The sequence below is a fragment of the Candidatus Bartonella washoeensis Sb944nv genome (assembly GCF_000278135.1).
Classification (GTDB): domain Bacteria; phylum Pseudomonadota; class Alphaproteobacteria; order Rhizobiales; family Rhizobiaceae; genus Bartonella; species Bartonella washoeensis.
Map to the genome: position 1 here is coordinate 21204 of NZ_JH725025.1, position 23827 is coordinate 45030.

Annotated in this window: 28 protein-coding genes and 1 pseudogene; 17 read left to right on the forward strand and 12 right to left on the reverse strand. The window is 37.2% G+C overall.

Annotated elements, in window-relative coordinates; all coding sequences use genetic code 11:
* A partial coding sequence (locus MCQ_RS06590) for a transcriptional regulator (RefSeq protein WP_006924332.1) occupies positions 1 to 332 on the forward strand: 332 nt, incomplete at its 5' end.
* 305 nt (positions 333 to 637) lie between these two features.
* The gene (locus tag MCQ_RS06595) at positions 638 to 1795 is read left to right on the forward strand and encodes a tyrosine-type recombinase/integrase (RefSeq protein ID WP_006924333.1); all 1158 of its coding nucleotides are present in this window, start codon (positions 638 to 640) and stop codon (positions 1793 to 1795) included.
* Positions 1796 to 1904: 109 nt separating this feature from the next.
* Here MCQ_RS06595 and MCQ_RS06600 read toward each other — a convergent pair whose 3' ends face one another.
* The 5 genes from MCQ_RS06600 to MCQ_RS06620 all read right to left on the reverse strand — a co-directional run bounded on the left by MCQ_RS06600 (position 1905) and on the right by MCQ_RS06620 (position 5426).
* Positions 1905 to 3932: a hypothetical protein gene (locus MCQ_RS06600; protein ID WP_006924334.1), complete on the reverse strand. Its 2028-nt coding sequence runs from the start codon at positions 3930 to 3932 to the stop codon at positions 1905 to 1907.
* A gap of 266 nt (positions 3933 to 4198) precedes the next feature.
* Positions 4199 to 4408 carry a hypothetical protein gene (locus MCQ_RS06605; RefSeq protein ID WP_006924335.1) on the reverse strand — a complete coding sequence of 70 codons (210 nt, stop codon included), beginning with the start codon at positions 4406 to 4408 and terminating at the stop codon, positions 4199 to 4201.
* Positions 4401 to 4607, reverse strand: coding sequence for a hypothetical protein (locus MCQ_RS09690; RefSeq protein ID WP_035008152.1), 207 nt, complete (start codon positions 4605 to 4607; stop codon positions 4401 to 4403). Before MCQ_RS09690 ends, MCQ_RS06605 begins: the two co-directional genes overlap by 8 nt.
* Positions 4540 to 4767: a hypothetical protein gene (locus tag MCQ_RS06615; RefSeq protein WP_006924336.1), complete on the reverse strand. Its 228-nt coding sequence runs from the start codon at positions 4765 to 4767 to the stop codon at positions 4540 to 4542. Before MCQ_RS06615 ends, MCQ_RS09690 begins: the two co-directional genes overlap by 68 nt.
* Complete coding sequence (locus MCQ_RS06620) at positions 4764 to 5426, reverse strand: lysozyme (protein WP_006924337.1); 663 nt, start codon at positions 5424 to 5426, stop codon at positions 4764 to 4766. The genes MCQ_RS06615 and MCQ_RS06620 overlap by 4 nt, the downstream gene beginning before the upstream one ends.
* Positions 5427 to 5570: 144 nt before the next feature.
* Between MCQ_RS06620 and MCQ_RS06625 the strand changes: the two genes are divergently transcribed.
* Together MCQ_RS06625 and MCQ_RS06630 are read left to right on the forward strand one after the other, a co-directional pair.
* A complete protein-coding gene (locus MCQ_RS06625; protein ID WP_006924338.1) occupies positions 5571 to 5795 on the forward strand; it encodes an antitoxin MazE family protein in 225 nt (74 codons plus the stop codon).
* A complete protein-coding gene (locus tag MCQ_RS06630; protein ID WP_006924339.1) occupies positions 5792 to 6118 on the forward strand; it encodes a type II toxin-antitoxin system PemK/MazF family toxin in 327 nt (108 codons plus the stop codon). Before MCQ_RS06625 ends, MCQ_RS06630 begins: the two co-directional genes overlap by 4 nt.
* A gap of 62 nt (positions 6119 to 6180) precedes the next feature.
* Here MCQ_RS06630 and MCQ_RS06635 read toward each other — a convergent pair whose 3' ends face one another.
* Genes MCQ_RS06635 through MCQ_RS06660 form a run of 7 tightly spaced genes read right to left on the reverse strand, consistent with a single transcriptional unit; the run spans position 6181 to position 11493 of the window.
* Entirely contained in the window at positions 6181 to 7491 is a 1311-nt protein-coding gene (locus MCQ_RS06635; RefSeq protein WP_006924340.1) for a contractile injection system protein, VgrG/Pvc8 family, read from the reverse strand.
* The gene (locus MCQ_RS06640) at positions 7488 to 7697 is read right to left on the reverse strand and encodes a tail protein X (RefSeq protein WP_006924341.1); all 210 of its coding nucleotides are present in this window, start codon (positions 7695 to 7697) and stop codon (positions 7488 to 7490) included. The genes MCQ_RS06635 and MCQ_RS06640 overlap by 4 nt, the downstream gene beginning before the upstream one ends.
* Positions 7698 to 7708: 11 nt before the next feature.
* A complete protein-coding gene (locus MCQ_RS06645; protein ID WP_006924343.1) occupies positions 7709 to 8089 on the reverse strand; it encodes a phage tail protein in 381 nt (126 codons plus the stop codon).
* A gap of 5 nt (positions 8090 to 8094) precedes the next feature.
* Complete coding sequence (locus tag MCQ_RS06650; protein ID WP_006924344.1) at positions 8095 to 10647, reverse strand: hypothetical protein; 2553 nt, start codon at positions 10645 to 10647, stop codon at positions 8095 to 8097.
* Positions 10644 to 10715 (reverse strand): GpE family phage tail protein, encoded by a 72-nt coding sequence (locus MCQ_RS09695; RefSeq protein WP_081489782.1) that lies wholly within the window; start codon positions 10713 to 10715, stop codon positions 10644 to 10646. Before MCQ_RS09695 ends, MCQ_RS06650 begins: the two co-directional genes overlap by 4 nt.
* A 38-nt stretch (positions 10716 to 10753) precedes the next feature.
* Positions 10754 to 11041, reverse strand: a complete 288-nt coding sequence (locus MCQ_RS06655; protein WP_006924345.1) for a phage tail assembly protein — start codon at positions 11039 to 11041, stop codon at positions 10754 to 10756.
* A gap of 2 nt (positions 11042 to 11043) precedes the next feature.
* On the reverse strand, positions 11044 to 11493 hold the full coding sequence (locus MCQ_RS06660) for a phage major tail tube protein (RefSeq protein ID WP_244595363.1): 450 nt from the start codon (positions 11491 to 11493) through the stop codon (positions 11044 to 11046).
* Between MCQ_RS06660 and MCQ_RS09700 the strand changes: the two are divergent.
* The 13 genes and pseudogenes from MCQ_RS09700 to MCQ_RS06725 all read left to right on the forward strand — a co-directional run.
* Positions 11490 to 11922: pseudogene (locus MCQ_RS09700) on the forward strand (hypothetical protein); the annotation flags it as partial. The gene MCQ_RS06660 and the pseudogene MCQ_RS09700 overlap by 4 nt on opposite strands.
* Positions 11923 to 12195: 273 nt before the next feature.
* Complete coding sequence (locus tag MCQ_RS09705; RefSeq protein WP_006924348.1) at positions 12196 to 12369, forward strand: hypothetical protein; 174 nt, start codon at positions 12196 to 12198, stop codon at positions 12367 to 12369.
* Positions 12370 to 12613: 244 nt separating this feature from the next.
* Positions 12614 to 12817 carry a hypothetical protein gene (locus MCQ_RS09710; protein ID WP_006924349.1) on the forward strand — a complete coding sequence of 68 codons (204 nt, stop codon included), beginning with the start codon at positions 12614 to 12616 and terminating at the stop codon, positions 12815 to 12817.
* Positions 12818 to 14196: 1379 nt separating this feature from the next.
* Positions 14197 to 15150, forward strand: a complete 954-nt coding sequence (locus tag MCQ_RS06675; RefSeq protein ID WP_146739250.1) for an aminotransferase class I/II-fold pyridoxal phosphate-dependent enzyme — start codon at positions 14197 to 14199, stop codon at positions 15148 to 15150.
* Between the two features lie 10 nt (positions 15151 to 15160).
* Complete coding sequence (locus tag MCQ_RS06680) at positions 15161 to 16585, forward strand: phenylacetate--CoA ligase family protein (protein ID WP_006924356.1); 1425 nt, start codon at positions 15161 to 15163, stop codon at positions 16583 to 16585.
* A 186-nt stretch (positions 16586 to 16771) separates the two neighbouring features.
* Positions 16772 to 17485 carry an ATP-grasp domain-containing protein gene (locus MCQ_RS06685; RefSeq protein ID WP_006924362.1) on the forward strand — a complete coding sequence of 238 codons (714 nt, stop codon included), beginning with the start codon at positions 16772 to 16774 and terminating at the stop codon, positions 17483 to 17485.
* Positions 17485 to 18537, forward strand: a complete 1053-nt coding sequence (locus tag MCQ_RS06690; RefSeq protein WP_006924366.1) for an ATP-binding cassette domain-containing protein — start codon at positions 17485 to 17487, stop codon at positions 18535 to 18537. The genes MCQ_RS06685 and MCQ_RS06690 overlap by 1 nt, the downstream gene beginning before the upstream one ends.
* Positions 18528 to 19070: a hypothetical protein gene (locus MCQ_RS06695; protein WP_006924367.1), complete on the forward strand. Its 543-nt coding sequence runs from the start codon at positions 18528 to 18530 to the stop codon at positions 19068 to 19070. The genes MCQ_RS06690 and MCQ_RS06695 overlap by 10 nt, the downstream gene beginning before the upstream one ends.
* Positions 19060 to 19365, forward strand: coding sequence for an ABC-2 family transporter protein (locus MCQ_RS09450; RefSeq protein ID WP_006924369.1), 306 nt, complete (start codon positions 19060 to 19062; stop codon positions 19363 to 19365). Before MCQ_RS06695 ends, MCQ_RS09450 begins: the two co-directional genes overlap by 11 nt.
* Positions 19366 to 19369: 4 nt before the next feature.
* Positions 19370 to 20140: an ABC-2 family transporter protein gene (locus tag MCQ_RS06705; protein ID WP_006924370.1), complete on the forward strand. Its 771-nt coding sequence runs from the start codon at positions 19370 to 19372 to the stop codon at positions 20138 to 20140.
* 7 nt (positions 20141 to 20147) lie between these two features.
* Positions 20148 to 21470: an ATP-grasp domain-containing protein gene (locus MCQ_RS06710; RefSeq protein WP_006924371.1), complete on the forward strand. Its 1323-nt coding sequence runs from the start codon at positions 20148 to 20150 to the stop codon at positions 21468 to 21470.
* Positions 21471 to 21724: 254 nt separating this feature from the next.
* Positions 21725 to 22642 (forward strand): ATP-grasp domain-containing protein, encoded by a 918-nt coding sequence (locus tag MCQ_RS06720; protein ID WP_006924372.1) that lies wholly within the window; start codon positions 21725 to 21727, stop codon positions 22640 to 22642.
* Between the two features lie 41 nt (positions 22643 to 22683).
* Positions 22684 to 23664: a fatty acid desaturase family protein gene (locus MCQ_RS06725; protein ID WP_006924373.1), complete on the forward strand. Its 981-nt coding sequence runs from the start codon at positions 22684 to 22686 to the stop codon at positions 23662 to 23664.
* Positions 23665 to 23827 lie beyond the last annotated feature (163 nt).

Below are 23827 nucleotides of genomic sequence, written 5' to 3' on the forward strand. Positions count from 1 at the left end.
TATTAGATATGGCTGAGAAATTAAACATATCTGTACCATTTTTATCTTCTGTAGAAATTGGCAAAAAGTCTGTTCCGGTAGGAATGGAAGAAAAGATCATTGAACTCTACGCGTTAGATGAAGAGATGGCATCCCTTTTAAGAAGGGAAGCAGATGCTTCTCGCACAAGTTTTACAATCAAGCCTTCAAATCCGTTGAGTCGTGAAATTGTTGGCATGTTTGTTAGACTTTTAGATGCTTTTTCACAGGAAGATTTAGAAGCATTCAAAAAATTCTTAGAAATGCTTAACGAAGTAAAAAGAAAAGAGAATGCTACTTTTGTAGAGGCATGATTTGAAAATCCTATTCCCTCACTTTTATCGACGCATCCCTCACCTTAAAAAAATATGGAAAATCAATAAGTTATTTGAGATAAAATACAATGGTGCCCCCAGAGGGCGAATCAGGCTTTATTAGCAAGAATCAAATTATATAAATATGTGCAAGGATGTATTGATGTCTATAGCTTTTTATGATTCAATAAAAAAATTAAGTATTAAAGAAAAAATCTCAAATCAAAAATTAAAGGTGGTCTAAAAGGTGGATCAAAAAAGGTGGACGGTCGATGTGTGAAAAGGTGGACGAGAGGGGGCGTTAAGTGAGGGCGATTCATCGGTTATCAGCATCATTCGTAAAGACGTCTCCGCAGGGTAAATATTGTGACGGGGCAGGGCTATGGTTAAATGTTAGAAAAGACAATACACGCTCTTGGTTTTTTCGCTATACGCACCACAATAAGCGCCGTGAAATGGGACTTGGTCCTGTTACGAAACTTTCTTTAAAAGAAGCACGTGAGCTTGCTAGGCATTATAGTGATATTCTTAAAGAAGGCAATGATCCTATTGTGTTTCGAGAACAGACTATTTTAAAACAGCAAAGCAATATTTTCCAAGAAATTGCACAAGCGGCTTTTGAAAGCAAGAAAGCAGAGTTAAAAAATGAAGGTAAAAATGGTCGTTGGTTTTCTCCACTAGAGTTGCACGTTATTCCACACATAGGTAATTTACCTATAGAAAAATTAACAGCCAATATCATTCGCAATGTTCTTGCTCCACTTTGGCATGAAAAAGCAGATACAGCGCGAAAGGCACTTAACCGTATCAATATTTGTTTGAAATATGCTGCGGCTCTTGGTTTGGATGTTGATCTACAAGCTTGTATGAAGGCACGCGCGCTTTTAGGAAAACCACGTGCGACAGCAACAAATATTCCTGCTATGCCATGGCAAGAAGTGCCGGCTTTTTATCAAAACTTAAAGGATAATATCCTTTCAAATTTAGCACTGAAGTTACTGATTTTGACGGGAGCACGGTCATATCCATTGCGCTATTTGCGTCTTGAACAAATTGACAAAAATATATGGACGATACCAAAAGAAAACATGAAAGGTATTGTAGGGAAAGTTTCAGACTTTCGTGTGCCACTAAGTGATGAAGCTTTGAGAGTTATTGAAAAATCTCTTCCTTTTGAAAAAAATGGTTTTCTTTTTTCTGGTCTTAAAGGCAACCCCATTTCTGATGCTACCATGGCGAAATATATGACACTTTGCGGCTTAGCCTATCGTCCACATGGTTTTCGTTCAAGCTTACGTGACTGGATAGCAGAGACAACCTCAACACCATTTGAAATTGCGGAATCTGTTCTTGCGCATTCAGTCGGTAGTTCAGTGACAAAGGCTTACATGCGAACAGACTTTTTAGAGCAACGCCGTGTCCTCTTAGAACAATGGGCGTCTTTTATATCAGGAGCGACTTGATAATATGTCTATTGTCGAGTCAGGTGTTTAAGAAACACTTAAGCGATTAGCGAATAGATTGCGATATAATCTCTCTCTTTCCCTACCTCAAAAGCGGGAAGGGGAGGAATCATTTTATTGGCAAATTCATCTTATCGAAAAATAATCGATGCCTTTTCTTGGCATTATCTACAAGCTTGTCAAATGAAATCACTTCTATATAAGCTTTATAATTCTCGTTATATCCAAAATACCCCATGTTATCACCTGTTATTCTTAAATTCGAGTTTTTGCAACATTTCCTTATACTATCAGTTAAATCACAGATAATATAACAATAACCAGGTATATCAAGAGAGTCTTTTATAGGACGACCATCGAATGTTTTTACTTTACCTTTTCTAATTTCGTCTAGATAATCAAACACTTGTTTAATAGGATCTTTTTCCGTTCCCGATTGTGCATCATCTCTCATTGGGCGTTTAATTTCTATTATAAAAAGAGATGCCAATTTCATAGGCTCTTCATCTGATATTAAAATAGGATTGTCGTATACATTTAAGGCACATATATCAGGTCTTTTATCTTCTGTAGAGCCTGTAATAGGCATTGCCTTCAATGAGATATCGGAAGCTAAATAATCATGAAAAACTAACTTTTCATCTATTAACCATAAATTACAATTATCCATAGAAATGTCATTGGAATCACACTTCATTGGCATTATGAGTTTGTGAATAACATTTTCTTTAGCGTAGCCTTTATCACTTTTCTTTAAAGCCTTTTCTAGAAGATCTAAGATAACTTTTCTGTGGCATAAGTAACCTATTAGATCAGAGCGATTAAGATCATTTACAGTTTCTACATATGCGCTAACTTTATTTAAGTATTCTTCATAAGTTGCGTTTTGTTCAGCGTGCAAAATATCATGACCTTCTTTTAAAGCCTTTTCTTCTAATTTAGTAAGATGTTTATGAAGGAGAAGCTCTAAGCTTTGGTCAGAGCTTGATGGAGAAGCTATGTAGTCATTTTCAGTTAAATGTTTTAGAACTGTACGGTAACGTGGTGCTTTTTCAGCTACGAATTTTTCAATTATTTTCTTACTGTTTTGAATGTTTTGCTTTAATTCTTTATCTAAGTATTTTTGAATCCTAGGGACTACAGCTTTCCGTATTTTATCAAATGATATATCTATTTTCTCTAGTAACCCTTCAGTATTTTCTTCAATATCAAAGCCTATTCTTTCAGCACGTACTCTTTCATCCAAAAAAGGAGAGCTTACGTAGCAAGAGTAGATAAATTCACCTATATCATCTTGCAGTTTTGCATGAATACCAGGAACGTTATGAGATAATACTTCTTTTGTGATAACTCTGTTGGCTGCACAAAAATATAAAGCCTGATTTTCTAAAGGTAAGGACCTAAATTTAATATGCATAATAGAAAAGTTATAATTTTCTATTTCTATTTTTTCATTAAAAACGGTTCCATGCATGTATTGTTTATATAGATCATTCAATAATATTTTTTCTGTTTCATCTTCAATAGTTATAGAAGGACAACTACCGGTTCTTGCAAAATACCAGAGACAATGTTCTAAGAGTGCCTTTGCGATAGATTGTAGTTTTTTAGGAATATGATTTTTATATTTTTGTTTTAGACCTGTTAACTCAACAACAGTTTCTCTCTTTGTACAATTATCTTGAAATTCGTGTAATGCTTTTATACCGAGAACAGCGTCGAATGAGAATTTACGCCCTTTTAATCCTTTATCTGTTTCATAAATACTCCTGATTTTTATATTATCAAAAGCTTTAAGCCATAAAAGTCGTCCTATACCATGGCAACCTTTTTCTCTTTTATGATCTGAATCTAAAGTTTCAAATGATTGAAAATTATGATCACTAAAGCCTGTACCATTATCGATTACTTTAAAACCTATAATTGGTGTTTTGTTTCGTTTTTCAGTATCTTTTTCAAGTGATAGTGAAGCTTGCTCCGATCTTATGACTGAAATTATAATGTAGCGTGAGGAAAAATCATTTCCTATTTCTTCAATGGAATGAATAGAATTTACAACTGCTTCAAAAAGAGGCAGTAGAGCGTGATTTTCTGGTAAAGATGTATTTCTTACGCGTCCACTTAAATTTGTTTTCATTATCGCCCCTGATCTATAAAAGACAAGCAATTGTGTCATTTTACAGAGATTTGACTTCTTCTTCATCCTTAAAGGATTAAAATTTCGAAGCTGTTCATATCAAATATAGTTTATTAGAAGCTTTAAATTCATGAAATAATTAATTCAAAGATTAATTCTTTGAAATCCACTGTTTTAAATGGGCGACGACATTCTTTACCGCATCCATGAGACGAGCAAAATTGAAAATCTATTGGCTAAAAAATTTCGTGCGTTTCAAAGTGTATTTAGAGTCGGATATTTGGTTTTTGTGTAAAGATACTTACTAATGCATCCATAATACGTGAAAAATCAAGCGCTAATAAGAGTATAATGAATACAATCCATTTCGTATAACGTGACATCATTTTCACACTTTGATAGGTGAGTATCAGTTCCTGAAGCATTGCTTTTTCTGCTTCTGTAAGCTCGGTATGTTTTTCAGTTTTTCTAGCCATGTTTCCATCCACACAAATACTCACCCTGCTTATTATGCTTTAAGATTTCTCTTGCTAAGTTTGAACTGATGGCGTTTAAATCTTGACGGTTTAAATAAATAGGCAACCACCCAACACAAGAAGAAACGACTTTATTTGTCGCGCAACCAGTTAGAGAGAGTAGCACGTACATCAGCATCACTTTTCTGATTAATTTCATTTTCCACCTCCAGCCGTGTTTTTGCTGTCTTTAAAGAACTCTCTGTTTGCTTTTGTTGTTCTGCTTTTTTCCCAAGAGTAAAAGCTCTAGCTAAAATCATAAAAAAAGCGGCTAAAGCCGCACCTGTTACCATCAGATTTCTTTTCATCCATAAGATCATAAGCGGTGTTCCTGAAAACGTTTGGCCACAAAGAAAATGCCAGTACAAGCTGCTAAAACCATAATGGCAGCGAGAGCCCATTGGATGGGACCATTGCCTGCTAACAAACCTCCAAGACCTGAGAAAGAACCAATAATTGGTGCAAGGGCTTCTGCTTTGAAAAGCCCTGTTGGTGCTTGTGTCTCGACTGTTTGATAATTGGAGGAAACATAAGCTCCTTTAGCCCATAATCCTGCTTCTGCTGCACGCCGGTGTGCGAGACCTTGTAAACGTTTGCCTCCCGCTTTGGTCCATTTCTGTAGTTCGGCAGGGACCGCTTCATATTCACCTTGATTGAGCTTTTTTAACAGTGTCGAATTACAAAAGGCTGCTGTTCCTACATTATAACAAAAGGACACGAGTGCTGCGAATTGTTCATCCGTTAAGGAAACGCTAACAGCGCGTTCAACAGCATTTTCGAATTGTCTTAAATCTTGGCAAAGAAGTTCTTCTGCTTGCTTTTCAGTGATTGTCATGCCTTCATAAATAAAAGGTTTTCCGGCGTTGTTCGTATGTCCATAACCTATTGTCCACACACCAATAGCATCTTTATAGGCATTTAAACGCAAACCTTCCCATTGTTTAATGAGTGCAAGTCCTTCTGATGATATTTTTCGCATATGCTTCTCCATAAAAAAAAGCCCCACACAAGGCGGGGATGTGTGAATATTAAAAATTGTAATGATTGCCTTTTATTAAAAATCTCGTTTCATGTAACTTTCTTCTGTGTTATACGTTACATGAAACATAATGGAGATTTTGTTATGGCTACAATGCATGTCAATGAACGTGTTCAAAAACATCGCAACGCACAAAGGAAAGCGGGATTACGCTTGATGCAAATTTGGGTGCCAGATACACGCCAACCGAACTTTGCAGAAGAGTGCCGCCGTCAGTGTCGTTTAGTGGCAAAAATGGATAAAACAGATACATCTATGCAGTTATTTATGGATCAATCTTTAATTGATGTTGATGGCTGGACAGAATGAAGCGTGGATCTCTCGTAACAATCGCTATGCAAGGCGATTTTGGTAAACCAAGACCTGCATTGATCATTCAAGCTAATCAATTCAGTGAACATACAAGTGTAACAGTTTTACCAATTACAAGTACACTTGTTTCGGCGCCATTACTTCGCATTACCCTTCAGCCAGATGCCAAAAATGGTTTACAAAAGCCTTCGCAAGTGATGATTGATAAGATTATGACGGTGAGATGTGAAAAAGTTAGTCCTGCTTTTGGCTCCATTCATACAGATAAAATGTTAGAAATTGAACGCTGTTTGGCTGTATTTTTAGGAATAGTGAAATAAAAATTAGATTTCTTTTTCTTTCGGATAGGAATATGCTTTTTATTATCATCAGATAGTTTTGTTTATATATCCTCCTCATCCATATGGATGACGCCTTCGCCTTCATCGCATGCATTGGGTGGAGCGTTTGGATCAAGGGTATCATCCTTGTCTGGTGTTGTGTTTGCAACGTTTCCAGCCGCATCTTCTTGTGCTTTGTCAAAAAGTTCGCATTCTATTTTTGTAGTGTAACCACCCGTTTTATCAAGTTTGTGCTTAACGCTTTTGATGCGCCATTCTGCCGGAATATAAGGTCGGAAAGGGGGATCTTGAACAAGCTTTGCTTCTGCTTGCACAAAGGGATCACCACCGATATCACATGAGAAAGAAGACTTACCGCGTGATGATTTATTGCGATAAGCAGCGATGGCCGCAACAGCTTCTGATTGATTATGGTAGGTATATTTGAGTTCATGAAATGGCGGGTTGCCAACTTTGACTTCTTTTTTTTCACCACTGCGGATATCATGATAGGTTGCGAGAACACCACCTTTTTTCTCTTCTTCTTGCTTTTCCGCTTCTTTTTCTGTTTTTTCTCCTATCTCTGCTTCAGATGGGTTTGGTAGATCATTTTCATCCATATGAATGGAGTTTTCATCATCATCTATCTCTTCTGGTGCTCGTGCGTCAGCCGCGGCTTTTTGGTCGTCTCCCACATCCGTTTCTAAGCCATTTGCTGCACCTGCTTCATCGCGTGCGCTGTATTTAAAATCCCAAGAGGTGCAATGTTTCTCATGGATGACAACAACAGGGAGTGTTTCACCAGTGATGGCTTTGCCTTCACCCCGTTTGGCAAGCACAAGTTTACCGTCAACGGGCTTTGCTACCGCATCATATTCTTCTGCAAGGCGTGCGGCAAAAGCCATATCGCTTTCTGCTGTTTGATCAATGTGACGCACAACAATTTTTGCAAGAGAAGGATCAACCTTTGGTGTATAGCCATTACGCTCTGCTATCTCTTGAACAATACTGCCAAGCGTTTGCTGGTGATAGGATTGGCTTTTAGGGGTTCGGTAAGACGTGTTCATTGACGCAGCGCGCCCTGTAACACTTAAGCTTTGTGGTGGGCTGCTCACAGAGATTTCGTCTATCAGATAGGCTCCCATATCGCGTGTTTTGCTACCTTCATAGCCAAGTGTCACGGAAATAACTGTTCCGATAAGAGGAATATCAAGAAAGCCATTATCACTGTCGCGTGCACGGTCATCAAGCTCTATGGTAATACGGTCGCTTTTGTTTTCTGCTTCATCGGTAATTTCAATTGATAAAACATAATCCATAAGCGTTTTGGTAATGTCTTCTCCATTTGCCAGAACCATGCAAAAAGGTTTCATGATTTGCTACCCCAAATTCTGATCACTGGTGTGGCTTTGGGATAGGGGAGGGATGGCAAGAGTATCGTGATACCTGCTTTTAAAATGGGTCCATAGTCTGCAAGCCCAAAATTTGCTGCATAGACGCGTTCAACAGCAAGTGCTTGTTGACCTTTGGCATAGTATTTCCAGCAAATGGCATCCACCATATCGCCATCTTTGGTCATTTAAAGGTCACTCATAGGTCTTCACCATATTCTCTCAATTTAACAGTAAATTCTTGTTTTTTTGGGGTGCCGTTTTGATGAAAAACGCTTTGCTTTTCCTCTACGGAAAGAATGACAAACTTACCTAAGATTTTGCCTTGACCCGTTACAAGGATATGAGGTCCTTCATGCGCTATTTGCCGTAAATATTCGAGCTGTCTGTGACCACCTTTGAAATCTGGATAAATCACCCCTGCTAAAGAAAATTCTGCATTTGCAACAGCAGGCAATTGAAGAGCAGCCTTTCGCCCCAATCGCCCTTGCTCCACCCATGGAACACCATAAGACAGATCAAGTGTTTGATAAGCTGCTGTTTCGATTGAAAAAATAAAACCACCCAAAGCTAACATCATGGCATTTAATCCGAAAGGCTGGAGGCTATAGCTAAACGTTGCTGCTTCGCATAGCGTTCAAGTGCTTGATTGACGGCGTCTCTGATTTCGTTCTTGAGACCATTTGGTACTGAAATATTGAGATTTGTAATGGTTACACGGGCGTCTACTTCAACAGGCTTGTGAACTGTAATTGGCTTGGGAGCTTTAAAAGCAGCCACTTTTGCATTTGGAACTTCCATATGCTTTGTTTCGACTGTCCCTGTATTAAAACCACTCTTACGTTTTTCAAAAGGATTTTTGGTGACAACGGCTGTATCAACCATTCTTTTTGCGCGTGCATTGGTTTCATCGGTAAAGGTTTTAATCGTTTGCGTTGAAGTTTTGTTGATTGAAACATTAAAACCAAGTTTTTCTTTCACCCAATTAGGCATCCAACTGGTTAATTTGCTTATCATGCCGCTAAACCATTCGGACAGGGCTTGCCACTTACTTTTGATGCCGTCCCACAAGCTGCCAATGAGATTGGCACCTGCATCCATCAAATCGACCCCAAACAACCATTTAATCAATGCATTGATTTTTTTCGCTATCCAATAAAGTGGCGAAAAGTTTTTAAAGAGCGTAAAGAGTTTACTAAAAACATTACTGCATAAGCTAGAAAAAGAATCCCATAACTTTCCTAAAAAACTTATGACGGTATCCCAGTTTTTGTAGAGCAGATATCCAGCTCCAACAAGTGCTGCAATGCCACCGATTATCCAGCCTATGGGTGTTGTCATGATTGCGATACCAAGCGATATAAAAGCAGAACTAACGGCAGTTATTGCTGAAAGCAGAGAGCCTATAAGAGTCGCGGCAAGCGAAAGAAGAGCTGAACTAACAGAGACTAATGCTGAAAAGAGCGTTCTTGCAAGAGTTACAGCAAGCTTCATAAATGCTGAACACACTGTTCTTGTTGCTGAAAGCAGTGATTTACCGAGAGTTCTGGCAAGCCCTATAAAAGCTTTGTCAGCCGCGACTATTTTTGAAAATAGGGATTTTCCAAGAGTTGTAATAAGTCCCATAAATGCTGAACAAACTGAGCCTATTGCTGAAAACAGCGGTCCAGCAAAAGCAACAGCCAGTCTGATAACAACTGCACCAACTACAGTTAAGGATGTAGCCAACCATCCATTGATTTTGTCCCAATTTTTGTAGAGCAGATATCCAGCTCCGACAAGTAATGCAATGCCGCCAAGTATCCAGCCTATGGGAGTGGTCATGATTGCGATACCAAGCGATATAAAAGCAGAACCAACGGCGGTTATTGCTGGAATAACTGAAGCTATAAGAACTACTCCAACTGCGGCTAAAGATGCAGCTACCCAACCATTGAGTTTGTCCCAATATTTATAGAGTACAACAATTGCTGCAATGCCGCCAATTAGCCAACCAATAAGTGTTGTCATGATTGTATAGCCAAGTGTGACAAACGCTGCTCCCGCTACGGCTAATGACGTAATAAGTGGACCAAAAATGAATAAACCAAGCGCTACAAGACCTACCTTTAAGAGGGTTATTTCACCGATTAGTGGCTCCATCCATTGAAACCAGCTTTTAATTCTCTCTGTAAGATCACTGATGCCTTTTCTCAAATCAGAGGTAGGATTAAGCAAATCATTAAAGACTTTTTTTATAGTTTTAGCCCATCCAGCAACGGTTGTTTGAATGAGGTCGCGGTTTTCATCAATCAGTCGAGAAAAACCGTCAATCATATCATTAATCACGGGCATGAAACGCGCACCAATAAAACTAGCGATACCGCCTATTTTTTTCTTAAACGCTCCCATCTTGTCACTTAAATCTGCTGCATAGTGCGCGACATCGGCACCGATGAGCCATTTTCCTTTCCGCGCCTTTGCAAACAGCTCTTTAATGGGTGCCATCCCTTGTGCAAGCATGGCGGCCATTTCTTTGCCATCCCCACCAAACAGCAGAGCAGCAATATGCTGTCTTTGTGCTTGATTTTTCATCTTACTCATCTTGTCAGTAATTTCTTCTAACAAAACGGAGTTTGATTTGAGTTTTCCAGAGGCGTTTTTGACAGAAATGCCAAGCGCCTCAAATCCCATAATGCCTCTTTTTTGTCCAGCATATGCTTGTGCCGAACGCCTATTTAAAGTGGCTAGAGATTGTTGAAAGAGTTCGGCAGAATATCCTGAATTATCGGCTGCATCGCCCCATAATTGAAGCGATGCAACACTCATCCCCAAATGTCGTGATGCATGGTGAAGACTATCCCCCAGATGCATGGTTTTCATGGTGATGGCGGTCACACTTGCGACAAGACCACCACCAGCAAGCCCTAAAGCACCAGTAAAGATCGAAGCACGGCTTGCCGCCGTGCTAAGGGCACCTTGAACACCTTTTAAACTTGATGTCATATTTTTTACCGCAGCAGAAAAGCGAGGAATACTCAATCTCTGTGAGAGTGTTTTCGACAATGTATCGAATTTTTTTTGAAGATGTTTAAGAGGTGCGGTGAGTTTGTCTTCAAGGGACAGTTTGACCTTTGCATCAGCAACTTTTTCACTCATTTTGTTTTATACCTTTCTGCTGCTTGATTACGCCAGAATATTAATTCTTCCAGCTCCATTTCCATCATGTCTGAAAGGGACCAATGAAAAACGAGAGCAATATCGGCTATGAGTTTAGCGGCGGTTTCCCAGTCGAGGTGTCCCGCCGCTTGATAAAAGACTCTAGAATTTCCCCAATGCTCGACAAATCATTAATATCGAGTTCTCCTACAGCTTCGTGCGGCCATTCAGAAAGGCGTGCAACCATAGCGATTGTTTGTTCAACACCTTCTTTCTTATCGATTGCTTGCACATCTTTTGTTTTGGGACGCTGTAAGGTAATTGTGGTATGCTCTTTTCCTTCAAAGGTCACAGGGATAAGCAATTGATGTGTCATGCTTGTTTGTACTGTCATTTTTACATTCCTAAAAAGTTTTTATGATCTGCTAATTGATTGACGCCATTGAATTTCCTGACCATGTTGAGGGTGTCTATCTCAACAATTTCAGTGTCTTTCTGGACATATTTGAAATACTGCAATGTGAAGGTAGCTGTGGATGTTGCTTTGCTCCCCGGTTGCCATTCTGCCATTTCAAAGCCTTTACAAAGTCCTCTCATGGTAATGACAACACCTTCTGCGGGTGTGCCTTGCGCTTGCATTGAACTTCGTAATGAAATGTTGACATCAGACCGTTCCAACAGCGCCATCAACTCTGGAGAGCAATCAGAAATGGTCATGGAGAGGATGAGAGTCTCGAGCCCAAGATCAACCTCAATAGACGAATCCATGCCACCCCCGCGATAGTTTTCAACGACCAAGTTCAAATTTGGTAGTGTTACGCTTTCACATTTTGCTTGATAGGGAATGCCGTCGACATGATTGTTTGCATTGGTAATTTACGCTCGAGCTTCGCATCCAATCTAGTATCATAGAAGAACGTTATTTTGATTGCCTCCAAGGGCAACAGCATCAAGTAAAACATCAAACAGGTTTTACAGGTCCCGTGCGACGTTTGCGCAGTTATTACACTTGTGAAGAGAAGACTTTGGCTTGTTGCCGTCTCAGAATCAGATAGGCTCTGCCGTACTACCAGTAGTGGTTCTTTGACCTTACAAGGGCATACCGAAATCATGGCTGATTAACTTCTTTTTTTGCAAGGGTTTTGTAGAGAAATCAATAGCTCTTGGAAAGTCGCAGCGTTGGCCCACCGCTATGAAAAAACAAGCGGATACAACTCAGAAATTATCCTAGAAGTGCCAGACAAGGAAAAAAACTTTGTGAAAAAGGAAAATTAAAAGAGCAACCTGCACCTTTGATTGATCGTGATGCTCCCTGAGATAAAAATGCAATGTTTGCACTGTGGTTAGCGAAAGAGCAATAAGGTCAAGTTACCCTATTGCTGAAGAAAAGCAAAAATTCTTCTCTTTAGATAGGGGCTGGGCTGGTCCAGCCAACGGGGATATTTGGGAACACATCCGTCTGATGCAACTCAACTTGACATCGCAGCTACTTCTTATCACTTAAAGCAGTGAAAAGATGGATAATATAGATGAATAGAGTGTTAAAAAATGATGGATATACTTTACGATGAAAAATTAAAATCTGTTGATCCAGTCACACCAGCTGCTGCTTATATTGGTGGCAAAAGCAGGTTAGCCAAAACTATTGTCAAAATCATTGAAGATATCCCCCTCATAGCATTTACGCTGAACTTTTTATTGGCATGGGGGAATATTCTTTAGATGGGAATTGACCCCAACCTCTGAAATTATCAATGATCTTTTAAGAGATATGATGAATTTTTTTTCGGGTGTTGTAATGCCGCTAGCATCCTTTTATAGAATTGTTAGAGGTTCAGATTAGTAGCCGTGAGGAGTTTCAACGTTTAATACAGCAGGATCCAGAAAACCTAACGTATTTAGACGGGCTTCAAGGTTTTTATATTTAAAGCGATTAAGTTTTAGCGGGAAGGTATCCAATTGTACGATGAGTGTTGAAATCGGACGTAGTGCGCGGTTTAATACTTTTAAACTTGAAGGCGTATTAAAACTTATTTACCCTTGTTTAGCAGGTGTTACTGTTGAACATTTAGGCTGGTCTGATTTTATTATGCGTTATGATCGTTCAAACACCTTGTTTTATCTTGAGTTGCCCTACTGGAGCATGAGGATTATTACGGAAAGAATTTAAGCGGTAAGATTATCCGACGATGTCTAGGCTCCTTGCGCAACTAAAGGGAAAGTTTCTTCTGTCTTTAAATGATGTGACAGAAGTCTGAAAGACTTTTAGTCAATTCCATATAAAAAAGGTGAGAACAGTTTATTTGTGTAACTCTCCAAATAATATAATTGCTGTAAGGAACATTTCATCACCAATTGTGATATTTAGGAGAAGAGAAAAGACTGATTAAAGGGTCTTTAATGATCTTTCAAGATTCTTGAAGATCCCTTTAAAGATCATTTTAAAAAATGAATTTGTACAAAACTTGCTGGCAAGCTACACTGATTTATTAGAAATGGCATTGTATTGAACCCCTTTGAGTTTAAAACCGCTACACTCACCATTGAATTTCACTAAATAATTGCTCTGAAAACAACAACAAGAAAGTTTTATGTTGCAATGCTTTGTACTGGTTTGATTTCTGTTCTCGGTATATTCCTAATTACATTACTGAAAGTAATTTACGAATCTTGCGTTTGAATCCTTTTGGTGTTCATTGAAAACATGGTTAATTTTCAATTTCTTAGGTAGTTGTTTTCAGAAGCAGTCAATCCTTTTGATTTGATTATCTTTAACTTTAAAGTTTTATTTAATTTCTATGACGTTCAGTAAACTTAGCTCTTGTTTTGGTATCTTATCATTTCATTTTATAGACTGTGCAGCGCTTGCAGTATCAGAATTTTTAATATTAGCATCACGAAAGGTGGATATCATTCCTTCTTTCAGTAAGGATATTTAATCTATTTCCCTAGCAAATTGCGAAGTAGTTTAGAATCTATAGTCGCGCTAGGATTTCCAAGGGGGCATTCGCCTTCGATATGCTAGCCAAACGCTTTTCAAAATTAAAAAATTACAGCTGCAATATGATTAAATCCTTCTAACCACGGCAGTGAATCACATAATTATAAAATAAGCCAAATTTTTATAGGTAGCTAAATATTTATAATTATTAAAAATACTTAAAAATCTGCGTGAGACATAGTAAATATTTGTAATTAAATCATTTATTAAGAAAATAATTTACATAAATGCAAAAAATGAAATGATAAGTCATATGCTATCATTGGCAGTTGTTTTTAATTAATAATGTATTGATTTATTTTTATATTAGTATATTGGCGATACCTTGAAACTTAGAGATAATAGGGGGGCAATTGTTTAAGTCAGCACTTACTTACTATGAAAGGTCTGCTTTAACACAAGAAGCAAATCTTGCGGATGGTCATGCATATTACAATCTTCACGAGAGCTTTAATGATATTATTGTGGGATTAAAAGATAGTTGGGACTGGGCAAAATCACACAAAATACCTGAGATATAGGCGCGTTTCATTCAAAAATGGGGTGAGTTGTCAAAATCACCAACGATGGCGAAACATGCGGAATATCTCATTTGCCCGACAGCCTCTAATTCTATTGATATAGTAGGTGCATACTTAGCTTGCTCTCGAAAAAGGACTGCTCTCTTATTACCATGTTTTGATAATCTCCCTCTACTAATGAGAAGGCGCAACGTAAACTTAGTACCGCTCCTAGAAGATGATTTATTTATTTTCTCTTCAGATAAAGATGCACTTTCGAACTATTTTATTGAAAATAGTTTAGACGCTTTATTTATAGTAAATCCAAACAATCCTACAGGGATGATCTTTAATGAAAACCAGCTTTCAAATATCGCTGACGTGTGTCGCGAGCGTACTGTCATACTGATTATTGATGCTACATTTAGTTTTTATGATCGTAAAAAACCAGATTATCATAAGATATTGGATAGTTCAGGTGTTAAATATGTAATCATTGAAGATTCTGGTAAGACTTTTCCAACGCAAGATATGAAAGCTAGCTTAATGCTCTTCCATTCTGAGCTTAAAAGTGCAATACAACAAATTTACGAGGAAATATTTTTATGCGTGTCTCCCTTTATTTTGGAAGTAATCAGCAGAATTGTTGAGAAAGCATCCGAGATTGGATTAGAAGAAGTGCTATGGAAAGAAGTGGATGTTAGGCGTACTAATTTTCGTAATATATTAAATCAAACAAATTTAGAGATAGCAAAAAAATCTGTTGAATCGGCTATGCCGTTAGAGTGGATTGATTGCTCGGCGACAGGGTTTAGTGATCTTGAATTCGTGCAGCACTGCAAAGCTTTTGGCTTGTGTCTTTTGCCTGGTAGATATTTCTATTGGAGTAGGCCTGATGAATTAGGGCATCAATTTGTGAGGGCAAGTTTAATGAAGCAAGACAGTGTATTTGAATTGGCATTGCAGAGGTTACGTGAAGCTGTGTCCAGTGCTTGGAGATAGGGGGGTGAATATGCAAACATTAGGCTCTAACGTTGCTCAAGATATAGAAAGGTTTAAAATAGATTGGGCTTTCTTAAAGCCAGAATTACCTTGGCTTCAATATAAGGTACTGTCTAGATGGTCCTATACACGTGATATGCTAAAGTTAAAAGTGAGATCTAACGACGTTAGCCTGCGCAAATGGAAGCTTCAGAGATTAGGAGAATTAGTCGATTGGGCTTTTACATCAGTGCCTTTTTATCGTGATCTATATAAAGAGATAGGCTATAGTGTAGGAGAAATTCGATCATATGATGATTTTACGCGACTGCCAATAATTTCACGAGAACATTTACCTTTTGTAGGAGATCTTAATTCATATCATTTGTCAAGTCACTTGCTCCATGACGAGCTGCGTGGACTTGAAACTACTGGGTCTACAGGTAAACCAGTACAAATAATGATGGATCAATCACTCACTGAAATTGATACAATCCATCGCATGAATATGTTTGAAGAAATGTCGGGCAATCAACTTAATCCCAAAGAATGGATATATAATATTAATCATGCTCATTGGTGGCATACTAATTTATGTGGGTTTTATAGAGTTTTTACGGTATCTCAACGTTGCCCGATAGAGTCAATCAAGCAGCATATTCAGCTGCTCAGACCTAAATTTATTTCTTCAATATTTAGTGCCGCAGAAAAATTAGCAGATTCTAATATAGATTTAGTGGGGCTGGGAGTCACTTGCTTGAGTACTAATTCTGAAACTTCGACTAGAACCCAACGGGATAAGTTAGAGGTTTCATTAAATGTAAAAGTTCGAGATGAGTACAGTAGTGAGGAAGTCGGTTTGATGGCATATGAATGTACAGAAGGAAACTACCACTTCTTGGAGCATGACACGCATATTGAGCTGATTACTGATAGCGATAGTGATTTGGGCAGGATTGTTGGCACTTCACTATGGAACATGGCTATGCCTATAATCCGCTATGATCAAGGTGACTTTGGGCAGTGGCATGGGCAAACAGCTGGAAGTAATAATGGTTGGGCTGGAGAAAAGTGTTGCTGTGGGTCATCCTATAGACGAATAAAAGCAATACATGGAAGAATAGACGATGCATTTATAAGTATAAGTAATAGATTAGTACCTTCAGGCATGATGTTAGAAATTGCAGAAAAATGGTTGAGTCATGATGACGCTGGCATCATTGAATTTAGAGTAATACAAGAAGAAGTTAATAAGATACGAATTTTAACGATTTGGAAAAGCGGTACGCCTTCCAACAAAGCGATGCAATGCATTAAGAACTTTACGAATGAAATGTGTTATCTTTTTCACTCAAAAATAGATATTGAGTTGGTCACTGTAGATCATATTCCTCCTTTGAATAAACTCAAAAGGCGTATATTCTTTAACAATATAAAAAAACAGCTTAATTTTTAGGGAAAATTCAATGCATTCATATATGATTGCGATTATCTATGACGAAATGCATCCTCTTCTAGAAAGAGTGCACGCTACGCTTATAAAAAAAACTTTAATACAGAGTTTATTCACTGGTCAGAAATCAGAATATTAGCAGCCCCAAACGAAGTTACCTCAAATCTTGATGAATTTGATGCTATTTTTATGGACCGCTTGGCAGAATTTAGGTGTTCTTATCACTCCCAATTTATACAGCTTGCAAATCTACCTTCAGTCAACGACGCGATAATTAACCAACCATTGTCTTATCAATTAGCTCGCGATAAAGCTCTTACAGCAATCTACTTGGGTAAGCTTGGTTTTCCAATCCCAGAGACTCATATATTCCAAAGCTTAAACCAATTCAACGAGTTTCTATTAAATAAGGATATAGCTTTAGTGGCTAAATCAACATTGGGTTTTTGCTCGAATGAAGTACAGATATTTGCAGCAAAAAATCCACCTCTGGATGAAATAAAAAAATGGTTAAACCGTGATGGACAATTTATAATTCAGTTTCTCATTGAAAATCCGGGTAGATTTATTTGGCGATGCGATATTGTCAGCGGCGAAGTTAAGGTTTGTAATAAAAGGTATGCTTTTAATTCCGGTGGATTATACCCAATTTGCAATGGTACACATGGAGGACACATTGAGATTTTGCCTCCAGAAAAATTTGATAATCTCGCTACTGCTTTGGCTATTGATGCCGTTAAGGCTCTTGGGCTTGATATTGCAGGCGTAGATATAATAGAAGGGGCTGGGAGGAATTTTTACCTTATTGAAGTTAACCCAGAGCCAGACATTTTAATGGATCGATTTGAGTTTCCAGATGCGATTGTGGAACTGTTAATAAATAAAGCTCGAAAGGTAGCTTGATGGTTAAGATGAATAATCAACAAACTCTAGTTGATGTAAGGGATATCTCAAAGGTTTACAAAAGTCAGAAAGCCTTCTGGGATTATTTTCTTCCCTCAAAGAGGCAAGAAAATAATGATAAATATGCATTAAAAAACGTAACGCTTCAGTTAAAAGCTGGAGAGTGTTTAGGACTTTTGGGCCCAAATGGAGCAGGAAAATCCACATTAGTCAAAACAATTTGCGGCTTACAAAAAGCTGATTGCGGCAAGGTTAGGGTGTTGGGTTCTTCCCCTTCACATCGCGATTATGATTTCTTAAGAAGAATCGGCGTTGTTTTTGGACATAAGTCTAGCCTATGGTGGGATCTGCCTGTTAAAGACAGTTATGCTGTATTACAGAAAATCTATGATATAGATCGCAAAAATTTCATGTTAAAGCTGGAAGAGCTTACGCAAGCTTTGGGTCTGTCTTCAATCCTTAATAGGAAGGTTCGAAATTTAAGCCTTGGGGAAAGGGTTAAATGTGAAGTTGTTGCCGCCCTTATTCATGACCCCGACTTACTGATATTAGATGAGCCGACTGTTGGGCTGGATATCCTATCCAAATATGAGTTGCGCAAATATCTTCACAGTCTTGTTAAGCAGCAAAATAAAGGAATTATCATAACAAGCCATGATATGGCGGATATAGAACATTGTGCTTCGAGGATTGTTTTTCTCAAGGAAAGTGAAATTATTTTTGATGGTTCTGTTAGTACAGTATCAGAAAAAGTTGGCAATTTTGTAACAAGCTCACTTGTTGTACAAGAATGCCCACTTTCGGATGATTTTATTGAACAAGTCAAGGCAGCTGTTGATTATATTTCAACTCAAGGTGAAATAATTTCAAAAGCTATGACGCAATCGAAAATGGAATGGCTGATTGACGCAGATATCAAAGATAAAATGTTTGAATGTTTACAAAAGCTTGTCATGGATCAGCCAAATATCTTAATTCAATTTTCTCCGCCTTCTCTTGAAGACATTTATTTAAAACAATTTAAGGACAGTGGGAAGCAAGAATGCGTTTAAAACCTTTCCTGATGCTAAAGACAGTGCGGCTATATCTGGGTTGTGCAAAGCTATTCGCTTTTATAGCCGTCAAGGAGATCCTTATTGATAAATATATGCTCATAATCGATCTATTATTGGCAACGAGTATTCCTTTTATCACGCAATATATTATTTGGAACTATATTTACGCAGGCAATGCAGAGGAAAGTGTAAGCGGGTATAATTTTCAGCAATTAATGTTCTACTTTGCAATTTCTATAGCATTCTGGCGGCTTAACAATTCTTACAGTGTGATTGAATATTTTGCACGAAACATTCAAGCTGGTGAACTCGAACCCCGTTTACTGTGGCCTATACCCATTCCGGTTCAAAGATTTTGGGATTTTTTGGGTGGTGCTATTATCTATGCATGGCCAATTATTATCATTGTGGCTGTTTGTTTTTTTTTTCGAAGTCGAAACTATAAGCTTCTTCTATTGGTTCTGGACGATTATCTATATCATAGAGACACAAATATTGTGTTATTTAATTGGCCTTTTTATGGCGCTTAGCACATTTAAATTTGTTCGGCCTGATTTTCTTTTAGCGCTGTTATCTGCGCTGCAAGGCATATTAGGCGGGACCATGTTGCCCCCAAGCTTTTGGCCTGAAACTATAGCACCTATCATGTTTTATAATCCGTTCAGATTTATTATCGCCGCACCCGCTGAACTTATTATCGACCCCAATATTGATAATCTAATCTCATATTCTCTTCAGTTAAACTTGTATATGTTTGTATTCATTGTTCTTTGTGCAATTTATTGGAAAGTTGTTATGACTAAATATGAAACAGCAGGAGGTTAAAATTATGGGAAAATTTCTACCTTATGTTTCAAATAGTTTGAAAAACTCTAGCGCCTATAAAGCCAATCTCGTGGGGTACATTGCCTTAACATTTATCGTGACCCTTATTAGATTATTATATGCTGATTCCATTTATCAAAATACGAGCTCATTAAAAGGATGGACGCTAGAAGAATTTAACGGCCTTATTTTTTTTATGTTAGTGATATCATTATTACTAAACACTTTTGCTTCATCGATAAATAATTTTTTTTATGCGCTTCTTTCAGGTAAATTAGAGCCGCTCTTAATGCAGCCAGTTCCTCTTGTTTATCATATGTTATTGCGATGGGCGAATAATAATAACTTACTAATACTCTTTGGCTTACTGATTTTAAACGCATTGTATGTTAATATGCTCAAATTGGATTTCACTCTGCTGTCTATAACAATTACTTTGTTGACAGTTTTTTTTACTGTCATTTCCAATCTGGCTTTTGTAACGTTTCTGCATTCTATTTCACTTTTAAGCCAAAAATATCTTCCTGTTGAATATATACATAGCGAGATGTTCAAACTCAATCTATTGCCACCGCATCTATTTGGCATGATGAGTTTGATAGCTATAATCTCTCTTGTGCCCTCATTGGTAGGTGCGGGTGTAACTGTAACGGCATTATTAAACCCATATTCAAGTTTAATATATTATTATTGGCTTTCAACTGTAATCTGTGTCATTATTGCTTGGCAATTCTTTAGAGTTTTAATGAAAAAACGGATTTCACTTGGCGGGTGAGGGGACTATGGCAAAAACAAAAGGTTTAATTTTTCCAGTAATTCTCGTAACGAGCGAACGGATGAAGGCTGAAGTAGAAGATATCGTAAAGAGATATACTCATCTAATCGGCGAGTATATTATAATTCAAGAATGTTACAATCAAACTTCTAGCACACCTCAAAAAAACTGTATCCAGATTAGTGATATGGAAAATATTGAAGTTTTAAAGAGCTTAGCTGTTAAAATCACTGACAGCTTTAAGCCTACACACATTGTTGCTATGGAAGAGTTTGCAGTTTCAAGTGCGCATTATCTTGAAAATTTTTTCAAACTAGAGCCAAAGCTAAGCTTAGAGCAAATGCTAAGGTTCAGGAATAAGGCTATGATGGCGGAGCAAATCAGCAAAACCGGAAAACTTGTTCAACCTGTGCAATATACAAAAGAAGACGTATTCAATAACCGTACTACGTATCCGATTGTAATAAAACCCATAGATCAAGCAGCTTCAATTGGGGTCATGTTATGCAAAAATCAAAACGAAGCATTAAATGCTCTTAAAAAGATATCAGACCCTATAATACAAGAATATATTAGTGATAACCTATATCATATTGATGTCTTGGTAGAAAATACTAAGTGCATTTTCTATTCTGTAGGATGTTACCAAGAAAATGCTGGTTATGGGGCTATTAATGGTGCTCCTCTGGTTTCTATAATTGAAACAGACAGACAAAAGCTGCTTCGGTGGAACGAGTTTATTACAGAAGCCATCGAAACTTTTAATCCTCCAAATGGCGCGCTTCATATTGAAGCGTTTTATCGTGATTCAAGTCCACACCTATTTCTAGAAATTGGGTTGCGTCCAGCAGGTGGTTTAATTCCGATGATGATTAAAGCTTCTTCAGATATTGATATAATTGAAGGACATTTCTTACTTTCTATTGGTGTGAGTGTAGAAGAAAAATACGCTAAGCCTAGATTAAAAGCTGCTTCATTAATTCACTTTCCCAAGCTACCGAATAATATTTCACAGATTAATGTTGAAAATATTTTTTTACCAGAAACAGGCTATAAATCTGAAGTTTATTATATGAAAACAGCTTCAGTAGGCGAAAGTGCTGCCGCTGAAATGAGCTACTCCAATACTCTAGCAGATATTGTTTTTACCTCAACAAACCGTCAATCTGTAGTAGCTGATACCCAGCATGCATTATGTAAATTTTCTGTAAATACCATTCATAAAGATTTCAATTTCAATGTAATGGTTAAAGCGGGTATTGAGACAAGCGACGTATTATTTCAAATGCAGAAAGCCGCTTTAGAAGATGGGTTTATTTTACCTGGATGAAAATTATTGGCATCCTCGTTTATTTTCGAAAAACATCAGACTCAAGCTCTAGCACGTGATTTCTACTATCTATATAAGATGATATTTTCTTTAAAGGATAAGCTATTTTCAGGAAGTCAAAAACAGTGGTTTAAAAATTTAGGATTAAGTGACCAGTTAATTTCTGTATTGCAGAGATTCAAGATACAAGGTGATTGTATCCCATACCGTTGGGACTTTTTTATTTCAGGTAAATTTCAGGTAATCAGATAAAAGTGATTGAATTGAATGCTGGCTTAGCTCTAGGGGGCATATGCCAAAAGAAGCTTCAAGAGCTGAAAAATATTCTAGATTGCAACAGTAACGAAACTTGGGTTCATCCTTTATTTGGATTGGCAGACTATCTAAAAAAATACATCCATAAACTTAAAGTAAATAGAATTCTCATTATTGAGGATGATGATTACTATATACATGAACCTGAAGCAACTCGGTGGGTTATGAATGGATTACAGCATTGCGGAATCGAAAAAATAGAGGTCATTACAGCAGCTAAATTGCAGAGTATTTCTGTTGATGAACCTGTTATCGCTCTTGAACTATTTTCTTATATTGATGTGGATCGAAATGTAGATAGATATAAAACCTATTTTGCACTGATAAAAGAAAAATTTCTTTATCCGACAATTTCACCTCTATCCGAAATTCTAATGAATAAAATGAACTTAGCTTTGATCTATAAAGCTTTAAATAGAGGATTACTGTCACCTGAAGAGCGCATTTTAGTTGATAAGTATATTCCTAAGACATTCGTTCTGGATAATAATACTATGGAAATTATCCTTACGATGAACAAAAACAATTATGTAATGAAACCTTCTATTGGGTGTGGGGGGAGAGGAGTTGTAGTAGGAAGAGATGTTTCTGAAGAAATATGGCGACAAAAGATTGAAGATATACTTGTAAGTGAAGAAAAATACATTGTTCAAAGTTTCGTTGAGAGTAATAAATACGATGTTACGATAGTTGATAAAGATAAAAAAAACAGCAAAGAATATTCCAATGTCGTATTTGGCTTATATATGTTCAATGAAAAATTTTGTGGGGGTCTAGTCCGTGCTGGGAATGGTGGGCATATTATCAACGTACAAACTGGCAGTGCTTTAGGTATATTAAGAGTCAATGCTTTTTAATAGAGAGAATAAAATTATTTCAAATAGAGGTTATTAATTTAATGACTGATAATGAATTAGAAGAATTAGAACGGATCCACCTTATAGCCATAAAGCCGCATTTAAAAGAGCTGTCGGAACGAAAATCGTATAAAGGTTTAGGGCGTTTATTGATTATGGTTTTTGTTTACCTAACTGTTCTATTGCTCGCAATTAAATTTGATAGCATCTACACTTGGATTTTTGCAGACGTACTTCTGGGCCTTCTATTTTCGGGTTTGTTTTCAGTTATGCATTATTGTGGTCATGGCACGTTGCTTGCCAGCAGAAAATTAAATCGTATTTTGGGAACGCTTTTTTCAATGCCTATATTAATGAATTTTTCATTATATAAGTTTTTTCACTTTGTGCATCATCAAAGAACATCTCAACTAGGGGATACAGAACCAAAAGGAGAGCTTAATTCTTTTCCGAGCTATTTTTTGGCTTTATCAAATCTAGATTTTATCTACGGCTTTTTCAGATTATCTATTGCAAGTTTATTCAACTATCGTTCATTCTTTATTAAGAATAGGAAACAGCTTAACCATGTGAAGCTGGATACGATATTTCTTCTAGGATGGATAGTTTTTATTGCATTTGTAACTTTCTATTATCCAAAGTTCAGCTTAATGGGATATTGGTTGCCGTTGCAAATTGGCTTATCATTTAACTTTTATACATCTTTTGCTGAGCACTATGAATGTAGCTTGAGTAAAAATAAATTATCAAATACACGAACGGTTTATCTTAAGAGTAGGATTCTAAAATATTTTCTTTTTAACAGCAACTATCATGCAGAACACCATTTTTTACCATCGGTACCGCCGTGGAATTTACCTAAAGTCAATTTTTATATAAAGGAAAGCTTGCAGCATACGCAGAAATCATATTATCAGATACACAAGGAACAACTTAAAAAAATTGTTAACAGGCAGCAACGACCCGCTGAAACAAATGATGGTTTCGTAAAAAATTTTAATTTCAAGCTTGAAAAGCTTTAAATAGCTTAACTATGAGCACTTAAAATAGTAGATTCTATAATGCAAGGGGGAATTCCGTAATGACATCAGGATATATGACACAAAGTATGGGATTATTAGAACCGCATAGTTATCAGGTCGAGAAGGTAAATAGTGTGGTGTTTTGAAGGGAAACCAATTGGTT